This window comes from Paenibacillus sp. 1SOY10, assembly GCF_056836745.1.
In genome coordinates this window covers 71447-80672 of record NZ_JBXENK010000014.1, presented here as the reverse complement: position 1 = coordinate 80672, position 9226 = coordinate 71447, and the positions used below count along the sequence as shown (strand labels likewise).

The 9226-nt window shown below is 52.3% G+C and carries 8 protein-coding genes; 4 read left to right on the top strand and 4 right to left on the bottom strand.

Features of this window, described 5'->3' with window-relative positions; genetic code table 11:
- Nucleotides 1-340: 340 nt before the first annotated feature.
- Nucleotides 341-1972 carry an alkaline phosphatase gene (locus tag AC1VOR_RS21580; protein ID WP_482620950.1) on the top strand — a complete coding sequence of 544 codons (1632 nt, stop codon included), beginning with the start codon at nt 341-343 and terminating at the stop codon, nt 1970-1972.
- A 202-nt stretch (nt 1973-2174) separates the two neighbouring features.
- Here AC1VOR_RS21580 and AC1VOR_RS21575 read toward each other — a convergent pair whose 3' ends face one another.
- The 3 genes from AC1VOR_RS21575 to AC1VOR_RS21565 are packed head-to-tail and all read right to left on the bottom strand — an operon-like array spanning nt 2175 to nt 5029.
- Nucleotides 2175-3032 carry a sugar phosphate isomerase/epimerase family protein gene (locus AC1VOR_RS21575; protein ID WP_482620948.1) on the bottom strand — a complete coding sequence of 286 codons (858 nt, stop codon included), beginning with the start codon at nt 3030-3032 and terminating at the stop codon, nt 2175-2177.
- Between the two features lie 34 nt (nt 3033-3066).
- On the bottom strand, nt 3067-3942 hold the full coding sequence (locus tag AC1VOR_RS21570; protein ID WP_482620946.1) for a sugar phosphate isomerase/epimerase family protein: 876 nt from the start codon (nt 3940-3942) through the stop codon (nt 3067-3069).
- A 28-nt stretch (nt 3943-3970) separates the two neighbouring features.
- Nucleotides 3971-5029, bottom strand: coding sequence for a Gfo/Idh/MocA family protein (locus AC1VOR_RS21565; RefSeq protein WP_482620944.1), 1059 nt, complete (start codon nt 5027-5029; stop codon nt 3971-3973).
- A 131-nt stretch (nt 5030-5160) separates the two neighbouring features.
- On the opposite strand from AC1VOR_RS21565, the gene AC1VOR_RS21560 reads away from it, so the two are divergent.
- From AC1VOR_RS21560 to AC1VOR_RS21550, 3 genes are all read left to right on the top strand, one after another.
- The gene (locus AC1VOR_RS21560) at nt 5161-6021 is read left to right on the top strand and encodes a helix-turn-helix transcriptional regulator (protein ID WP_482620942.1); all 861 of its coding nucleotides are present in this window, start codon (nt 5161-5163) and stop codon (nt 6019-6021) included.
- 95 nt (nt 6022-6116) lie between these two features.
- Entirely contained in the window at nt 6117-7088 is a 972-nt protein-coding gene (locus AC1VOR_RS21555; RefSeq protein WP_482620941.1) for an AAA family ATPase, read from the top strand.
- 8 nt (nt 7089-7096) lie between these two features.
- Nucleotides 7097-8197, top strand: coding sequence for a DUF58 domain-containing protein (locus AC1VOR_RS21550; RefSeq protein WP_482620940.1), 1101 nt, complete (start codon nt 7097-7099; stop codon nt 8195-8197).
- 27 nt (nt 8198-8224) lie between these two features.
- Here the strand turns inward: AC1VOR_RS21550 and AC1VOR_RS21545 are convergent, their stop codons facing one another.
- Nucleotides 8225-9160: a hypothetical protein gene (locus AC1VOR_RS21545; protein ID WP_482620939.1), complete on the bottom strand. Its 936-nt coding sequence runs from the start codon at nt 9158-9160 to the stop codon at nt 8225-8227.
- Nucleotides 9161-9226 lie beyond the last annotated feature (66 nt).

Sequence of the window (9226 nt, the reverse complement as noted above, 5' to 3'; positions counted from 1 at the left end):
CTCCCTATAATATACGGGAAATCCGTCATGTACGGTGAATACCGCCAGATTAGCGGGAGAATTTCCAGTTAATCCGTAGTTTTTTGGGAAAATGGACTAATTAGCATGAGGAATTTCCGTTGATGTTTGTTGAGGATGTTAGCAGAAAAGCTGAAGTGGGAACGTGATGTTTCTCTTCAGCTTTTTTTATGATTTCCGTGTGCTTCTTCAGAAGCTGATGTAATGGAATGATCCCCCTTTTTTTACAAAATGTAAACAGGCCGTTGATACTTGCTTAATATCCCTTCTCTACACTGGAGGCTGGATCATATAATTTGCAAGAGGAAACGGAGGACGATTTATGTTTGGAAAAGGCGTGAAGAAGTGGCTCCCTCTCATGATTGCTTCAGTAATGTTGTGGTCTATCTCCATGACCGGCTTTGGTGCAGAAGTGCAAACATTGCCGGCCCCCCATCAACCACTCAAAAATGTTATCATTCTTATTCCTGACGGGATGGCGAGCGATGCGACTGCTTTGTCCAGATGGTATAAAGGGAGTAGTCTGTCACTGGACGCTCTCGCCAGCGGGCTGGTTCGGACTCACTCTGCTGACGCAGCGATCGCGGATTCCGCACCAGCAGGCACCGCATTTGCAACAGGATATAAATCGCATACCGGTTATGTTGGTGTACTGCCCGATAAAGCCACGATGCCAGGGCAACAGGCTATCCAGGCAGGGGATGCGAAGAAGCCGGTAGCCTCAGTGCTGGAGGCGGCCAAGTTGGCGGGCAAGGCGACAGGGATTATTGCTACCTCGGAGGTAATGCATGCAACGCCGGCAGACTTTACTTCCCATTACCCGGATCGCAAAAATTATGATGCGTTAAGCATGCAGCAGGCTTATAACGGGCTGGATGTGGTGTTGGGCGGGGGTGCCCAATATTTGAAGCGTGAAGGCCGCAAAGATGGTGTAAATCTCATCTCTTCTATCCAGGCACTGGGTTATGAGTACATAACGACCCCTGCGGAGATGAAGGCATCCAGCTCGAATAAGCTTTGGGGCGCGTTTGCTCCATCTGGGATGGCTTATGAGATGGATCGTAATCCTGCGAAGGAGCCAAGTCTGGCGGAAATGACCAGTAAAGCGATCGAGGTATTATCAAAGGACGAGGATGGATTTTTTCTAATGGTAGAGGGCAGCAAGGTGGACTGGGCTTCCCATGCTAATGATCCCATCGGTGTCATTAGCGATGTATTAGCTTTTGATGATGCCGTCAAAGTAGCGCTGGACTTTGCCAAGAAGGATGGTGAAACGGCAATCGTTGCTGTCACTGACCATGCTAATGGAGGACTCACCATTGGTAACGAGTCAACGACTCGCACCTATGACAAAGAACCGCTTTCAACCTTCATCGGTCCACTCAAGAAGGCTAAATTGACAGGTGAAGGCCTGGAAGCCAAGTTGAATGCCAAGCGCACTAACGTGAAGGAAGTCATGGCCCAATTTTACGGAATTACGGATTTATCGAAGGATGAAATCAAGGCTATACAGCAAGCTGAATCAGGTAGTCTGAACTATACCGTTGGTCCGATGATCAGTAAGCGTTCGGGCATCGGGTGGACGACCGGGGGACATACGGGGGGCGATGTAGTATTGTACACTTACGCACCAAATGGTGATCGCCCGACGGGAGTCATTGACAATACCGACGTTGCCAAGTATATGGCACGTGTTATGGGTCTAGACCTGGAGGCTACTACAGCACGTTTGTTTGTCAAAGCCAAGGGAGCCTTTACCGCCAAGGGAGCCACTTACAAGCTGGATAGCGATAATGCTCAAATTACTGTCACCAAAGGAAGCCACAAGTTGGAACTGCCCTTCCATCAGAGCATCGCACGCCTTAATGGTGAAAAGGTACAACTGGAGGGTGTTGTGGTCTACAACGGTGTCGAGGTTTTTGTACCGCAGCAAGCGATAGATTTAATTCCTTAGACCATTCATTCATCTGACAAATAATCCCCCTGCCAGGAGCAAGAGCACCGTGGCAGGGGGATTTTAATTTGTATAGGGTGTATATAGTGAAGCGGTAGCTCATTTTTTAGCAGTGGTCGTAGGGCTTATTGAGCCAGATTATTCTGGACTAGACTCTTTTAGACCAGACCGTCCTAGATAGACGGTTCTAGATCAGACTCTTCTAGACCTCGCTCCAAATCCGTTGAACGTTGTCGTAGGCAATCCGTGTGCCGAGGCGGCAATCTTCCATCCCCTCATACTCAATGGAGAGGTAGCCGTCGTAGCCAGAGTGCTTCACGATACGTAGCAGCTCGTACAGGTCCAGATCGCCTTGGCCCGCGATAGCCCCGCGCAAATATTGGCCTCCTGCACTGCGGAACCAGCCTTCGCCGGGATTAGCGTGTTCTGGGCGGATGTAGAAATCCTTGATATGCACCATTGAAGCATAGCCGATATTGTTCTTCACGGCCATAACAGGGTTCTCGTCTACGCAGACAAAATTGCCCACATCTAGCGTTGTTTTGTAGTTGGGCCGGTCGACCGCATGCACCACGGCCTGTACCCGGTCGCTGGCTTGCACGTAATAACCGTGGTTCTCCAGACTGGTAGTGATGCCGTACTCAGCAGCATAGTCTGCGATTCGGCGACAGGCTTCCGCAATACGAGGGAGGTCCTCCTGGAAACGGATGATGGAGGTATCCTGACGGGCGGCTACATCATGACGCATCAGCTTAACTCCCAGGGCATGAGCATGGTCCACCTCACGTTTGACCCGTTCAATCTCTGCCTCATAGGCTTCTGTGGAATCGGTGATAAAGTTGGCTCCGATGGCATAGTTGGATAAGGCGATACCGGCCTTGGCCGCCTGTTCTCGAATGGCGCCGATCAGCTGTGGATTTTCGTTAAAGTTAAAGTCCAGTGGTACGATTTCAATATGCTCGGCACCCAGTTCGGCTACCCAATCGATGGCATCCAGAATTGACATACTGCCAGTTCGCATCGCTTGGTACAGGCTATAAGAGCTAATTCCCAGCTTCATGGACAAGCAACTCCTCTATAGTTATGAGTAATGGTTAGCGGAAGGAACGGACGAATTGAACGGCCTGGCGAATATCCTCTTCCGGACGGTCGCCTACTTCGCGTTCAATCGTGAGATAACCGGTATAGCCGATCTCTTGCAGGGCGGCGAAATAAGCCGGGAAATCCACGCCCCCTTGACCAAGGGGTACCTCCTCAAAATCAGCCCCCGAGGTAGCCATGTCGGCAATCTTCTGATGATCCATGGCCTCATAGCCCAGATAGCCGTACACATTACGCGGGTCCACCAGTCGATGCCGAATGCCGTCCTTGACATGAGTATGGACGATGTAATCGCGCAGCGTCTTCACACCTTGGACCGGATCATCTCCGGTGACCATGACCATATTGGCCGGGTCAAAGTTGACGGATACGCCGTTAGTGCTAAGTGTGTCGAGGAAGCTTTTCAAATGCGCAGCGGGCTCTGGCCCAGTCTCGATGGCGAAGTAGGCATTCAGGCTCTTGGCATATACGCCGAGCTCCTCGCAGGCCTGCTGCATCGCGGCATAGATCGGGCTGCTGCTGTCATCCGGCACGATGCCGATGTGCGTAGTTACGATGTTCGTGCCTAGCTCCACAGCCAGATCCAGAATGCGCTTGGACTTCTCAATCTTGGCCGGGTTGGCCGCTGCATCCTGAAAGCCGTGGCCGGCAAGGTCGCCGCATAGCGCTGATATTTCCAGGCCAAGGCCCTCAATGTAGGTGCGCAGCTCCTTGCGCGCAGTTCCTGTTAACACAGCGGGGTCCATATCTCCGGACACGGCATAAATTTGCACGCCTTCGGCTCCGGCTTCCTTGGCTTTACGCAAGCCTTCCTTGACGCCCACGCCAAAGCTATCCACAATCACACCAATCTTATTGTTTAATCCCATGAATCCTGCCACCTTTCTTTCCAGTTTCTTAGAAACGAATTTCCCGGCCCTCGGCCGCAGACTCATAAACCGCATTCAATATCTTAATCATCTCCACGCCGTCCTCAACGGGACTGAAAACCGGGACTCCATTCAGGCATCCTGCTACAAAATGGTTGATCTCGTTCTGGAAGCTCTCGGCAAAATCAAAGGATGGAGCGGTAATCTGCGGACTTATATTTACAATAGTATTATGTTGTTCAGTCACAATGGACAATTCGGGCTCTATTTCCGCGCCACCCTTGTCACCGTATATATTAATCAATGCTGAATTCTGCTTGGCATGCAGCGAGAAGCTGACGTCTACCATGAGCGAAGCCCCATTTTCGAATCGAATCAGTGCATTCGCCATATCTTCAACGGTGTTCAAGGAAGCATCGTAATCTGCCGCCTGATAAAAGGCATAATTCATAATATTCGAACGATTACCTAGCTTCGCGTAGGTGTTGCCGCTGACGGAGACAACCTTCGGCCGACCCATCAGATACCAGCAAAGATCAATCACATGCACGCCGATATCGATCAGGGGTCCACCACCGGAGCGGGCCTTGTCGGCGAACCAGCCGCCGGGATTACCCAGCCGCCGAATCAGGCTTGCCTTGGCATAGTAGATGTCGCCAAGATCACCGGCATCAAGATATTTCTTAAGTACGCCAATGCTGGAGGCATGGCGGCGCACATAGCCAACTTCAAATCGGCGGCCCGTACGCTCCACAGCCTGCTGTACCTGCAACGCTTCCTCCACAGTCATACACAGAGGCTTCTCACAAAGCACATCCTTGCCAGCATCAAGTGCAGCAATACTAATGGCCGCATGGGAATTATTCCAGGTGCAGATACTGACCGCCTGAACCTCGGAGTTCGCCAGCAGATCGTGAAAATTGGTGTAAACATGCGGGATTTCATATTTGGCAGCGAGTTTCCGCGCCCGTTCCTCGTTCAAATCGCAAATCGCGTGCAGGCGTGCTTGAGGATTGGCTTGATAGGCTGCAAGGTGAGCCTCGGAAATCGATCCGGCTCCGATTACGCCGATATACAGTTCGCTCATATTCTGTAACTGACATCCTTTCGTTCTCCGCAACATTTTGCTACAATGAGAGGAATGTTCTGTGCGGATATGTTTTATTTGTTCAAACACCATTAATTTAACATAGTGATATAAAAGGGAGAATGTGCAGGATGATAAAATACATGGATTATATGATCAGCTCTCAACCTATCCGTCTATTTAATCCAGCCGTGGACGCCAGCAAGCGAAGAATCCCGTCACTGGCACTGGTCAACGCAGGGCATTTGCCCGGGAGAACCTTAAGACGTGAAGCCGCCAACTTTCGTTACTGGGCGTTTGTCATGATTGCGGGGGGGAGCGGCGATTACCGAGCGGGTGATGGCGAGAAACAAGAAGTCACGGCGGGCTCATGGTTCTGCCTGTATCCTGGAGAGACTTTCCATTACGGTCCCCATGCGGGTGGTACTTGGGACGAATATTATTTTACCGTAGAGGGGGAGCGAATTGAAGAGTGGCTGAATAGCTGGCTACAGCAGCCATCCTTGGTCAAGAAGGCCGAGGTGGATGATGCCGTTGTCAGCCGGATGGAATTGATGTTCATGCTGATTGATAGCGGGATACCCAGCAATTTGGACCGGGCTGCTCTGCTGCTGGAATCCCTGCTCTACGAACTGATGTCCCAGACCGATCAGGTGGAGGCGGGGAACCGGGGGCGCTTTGCCCTTAAGCTCATTGAAGATATTTCCGATTCTATCTTCACCAATCCGCCGCCGGAGGAGATAGCGGCCCGGCACCATATTTCTGTCTCCACGCTTAGGCGGATTGTCCATGAATATTCCGGTTATCCGCTGAATGAATTTTTGCATCGTCTCAAAGCGGCCGAAGCCAAGCGAATTCTGCTTAATACAGAGCTGAGTGTTAAGGAGATTGGAGAAACGTTAGGTTATACAGATACTTTTTATTTCTCGCGCGTGTTCAAGCGAATTACCGGTGTCTCTCCCCGTAATTATCGGAACCGAGGAGAACAATAGACGCTAGTGATCAAAATGAGTAATCAAAAGATGACTTATGGAACGATCTCCTTATGATAGAATATAGGAAAATGGTAGTGAAGGTGGTTGACCTGATGGAACTTCGTGATGCAGTAGAAGCAATCGGACGAATTCGCCGCAATATCGGCGAGGTGGTAGTAGGCAAGAGTGAGGTGGTGGATTTGCTGCTGGCTGCATTGCTCGGGGATGGACATGTTCTGCTGGAGGACGTGCCCGGCACCGGTAAGACGTTGCTTGCGAAAGCGCTTGCGAAGTCGCTTGGCGGCGAATTCAAGCGTATCCAGTTCACGCCAGACTTGCTTCCTTCGGACCTTAGCGGGATACATTTCTACAATCAGAAGCTGGGGGAATTCGAATTCCGTCCGGGCCCGCTATTCGCGAATGTTCTGCTAGCTGATGAGATTAACCGCGCGACTCCGCGAACTCAATCCAGCTTGTTGGAATGTATGGAGGAACGTCAGGTAACCATTGATGGAGACACTCATGTTCTGGGGGCTCCGTTCCTGGTCATGGCTACGCAAAATCCCATTGATCAGCAAGGGACCTTTCCTTTGCCAGAGGCACAGCTAGATCGGTTCCTCATGCGCATATCCATGGGTTATCCTACGGCTGATGAAGGGGTTGCCATTCTGCAGCGCTTCCGTGAGCAGCAGCCGCTGCAAGGATTGCAGGCGGTAGCTTCGGCAGAAGAAGTGGCGGCGGCTCAGGCCTTTACCCGTTCCCTGCGAGTGCAGGACGACTTGCTTGCCTACATCGTTGCGATTACGGAGGCGACGCGTAAGCATTCCGAAGTGAAGCTGGGAGCCAGCCCCCGGGCCAGTATGGCGCTATTGCGTGCGTCTCAGGGATATGCTCTGGTCCAGGGAAGGGATTACGTGACACCGGATGACATTAAAGCGGTGGCGGAGCCTGTGCTGGCCCATCGGTTATTGATGCGGCACGGGCTTGCGCCTGCGGACAATCCGGCGGGTGAAGCCGTACGTCAGGTGCTGGCAGCAACGGCGGTTCCAGCCGAGATGCTGGTTCCGGTGAAGGGGAGCAGGTGAACTGATTCATGCAGCTTACGTGGCTTATCGTAAGTGTGGCTGTGATCTTCGGCATAGTTGTGCTCTTGTATCAATCCAGAGCACTCAAGGGAATACGATACGACCGTTTCTTTAGCGAGCAAACGGTCTTTGAAGGGGATACTGTGGAGATGGTGGAGGTCATCGCCAATGCCAAGCTTTTGCCTCTGTCGTGGCTGCGGCTGGAATCGAGCATGTCTGTGGCTCTGACCTTTGGTCAGCAGAGCAACTTTACCATCCATGCTGGCGATATTTATCAGAATCATAGCAGCTTGTTTTACCTCCGCCCCTATCGGCAAATTACTCGTCGTCATGAAATTCTCTGCTCTCGCCGGGGATATTACCGGCTGGACTCGGCTACGATGACGACGGGAGACCCGATGGGCTTTAACAGGCAATATAAGCAATTCCCTTTGAATTTGGAACTGCTGGTCTACCCGCAAATTCTCTCGCTGCCGGAGTTGCCTTTACCCAATCATAGCTGGCTCGGAGAACTGCCTGTGCGGCGCTGGATTGGGGAGGACCCGTTTCTTATCTCGGGTATTCGTCAATATCGCCCTGGCGATTCGCTGGGGAATATCAACTGGAAGGCGACGGCCCGAACCGGAGAGTTGCAGGTGCATCACCATGATTACACCGCTGATCATCGGCTGATGATCTGCCTGAATCTCGAAGTCAGCGACTCCATGTGGAGAACGGTCACCGATCCGGAGCGCATCGAGCTTGGGTTGCGTTATGCGGCTACAGTTGCCGAATACGCCCATCGTCATGGTCTGTCCGCGGGTTTCCTAAGCAATGCGTGTCTGGCAGACGGACCACGTGAGCCGGTGCGTATCGCCCCGGCGGTCTCTTCCGATCAGCTTACGCTGCTGCTGGAAGCGATGGCCAGGCTTGTTCTGGACAGGACGGCTTCGATGATCCGCTTGCTGGAGATGGAACTGGCTGCGGGCGGGACAGACATGGACTATCTGATTATCTCCTGCCACCAGGGCGAGAAGCTACGCGAGCTTGCCGAGCAATTGCGCTTGAACGGCAACGGGGTAGAATGGATGCAAATCCCCGAATCCGAGCAGATGTTGCGACAAGCCTAAGACCTCCCACTCCTGCCTGCGGAATATCTATTTCGCACCGGAAGCGGGGGCTTTGCGGCGAACAAACTGGAGCCAATCTCTTCCGGCTCGCAGAATTTCCTTGTAGCCAGGGGGCCGGACGAGATAATAAGGGGTTACGACTGCCCCCCAATTCGTCTTGGATTGAGCGACAGAGGGAATGTTGGCCCCGGCAAAGTCGAATTCGGTCAAACCGCAGGCAGACAGATCCTGGAGAGCAAAGCTTTGCGAATGCTGGACCACTCCCTGGTTCAAATGTTCCGTCTTGCTGGCGGCGATCCAGCCGAAGGCACGCTGGCCGTCCAGCGAAATGATAACGCTGGCGCTTGCCGGTTCCCCCGAAGGAGCATAGCAGACATAGGCTCGAAAGGCCTGCTTCCCCAGCAAACCTTGGATGCGCTCAAGGTCTTGCAGGCTCAGTTGGTGGCTGAAGCCTTGGCGTAGCTCGGTTCCTTGCAAGCATTGGTGCACCTCAGCCATATCCTCGGTAACGGCAGTTCGGTAGCCGGCAGCCTGGGCTTTTTTGACTTTGGCCCGAATTTCGGTACTGGTCTGACTTAGGTCGAAGGGCAGTTTAGTAATGTATGTATACTTGACCTCGGCTTTGAAGCCACTCCACAGAAATGGCCGGATATCGGTGATCTCCGGGGGAAATACAAAGCTGGCTCCTCGTTGCCCCGCCAGCATGTCCGGTATCATCGCTCCTGCTACCTCATGCCATTGCCGATCCAGCTTGAACCGCTTGTCCGTAGGAGTGGAGTGAAAGGCGAAGGGGTGATAAGGGTTCAGCGGCGGAAGATACAGCCGTCCCTTTTTATCGTAAAATAGCATTCCCCTTCCGCTAGCCGCTGAGTTAGGGGCGTTCCAATCGGTGACCTCTGCGCGGCATCCCCATTTTTCGGCATGAAATTCAGCCCATTTTCCCCACAATTCCCATGTATCCATCGTTATTAAATTCGCTCCCTCTATCAAGACGTTAATGCCAATCTATGATCTTGTCCTCCCAAATAT

Coding starts and splice junctions, on each gene's coding strand:
- AC1VOR_RS21580 (WP_482620950.1), top strand. CDS start 341: ATGTTTGGAAAAGGCGTGAAGAAGTGGCTCCCTCTCATGATTGCTTCA.
- AC1VOR_RS21575 (WP_482620948.1), bottom strand. CDS start 3,032: ATGAAGCTGGGAATTAGCTCTTATAGCCTGTACCAAGCGATGCGAACT.
- AC1VOR_RS21570 (WP_482620946.1), bottom strand. CDS start 3,942: ATGGGATTAAACAATAAGATTGGTGTGATTGTGGATAGCTTTGGCGTG.
- AC1VOR_RS21565 (WP_482620944.1), bottom strand. CDS start 5,029: ATGAGCGAACTGTATATCGGCGTAATCGGAGCCGGATCGATTTCCGAG.
- AC1VOR_RS21560 (WP_482620942.1), top strand. CDS start 5,161: ATGATAAAATACATGGATTATATGATCAGCTCTCAACCTATCCGTCTA.
- AC1VOR_RS21555 (WP_482620941.1), top strand. CDS start 6,117: ATGGAACTTCGTGATGCAGTAGAAGCAATCGGACGAATTCGCCGCAAT.
- AC1VOR_RS21550 (WP_482620940.1), top strand. CDS start 7,097: ATGCAGCTTACGTGGCTTATCGTAAGTGTGGCTGTGATCTTCGGCATA.
- AC1VOR_RS21545 (WP_482620939.1), bottom strand. CDS start 9,160: ATGGATACATGGGAATTGTGGGGAAAATGGGCTGAATTTCATGCCGAA.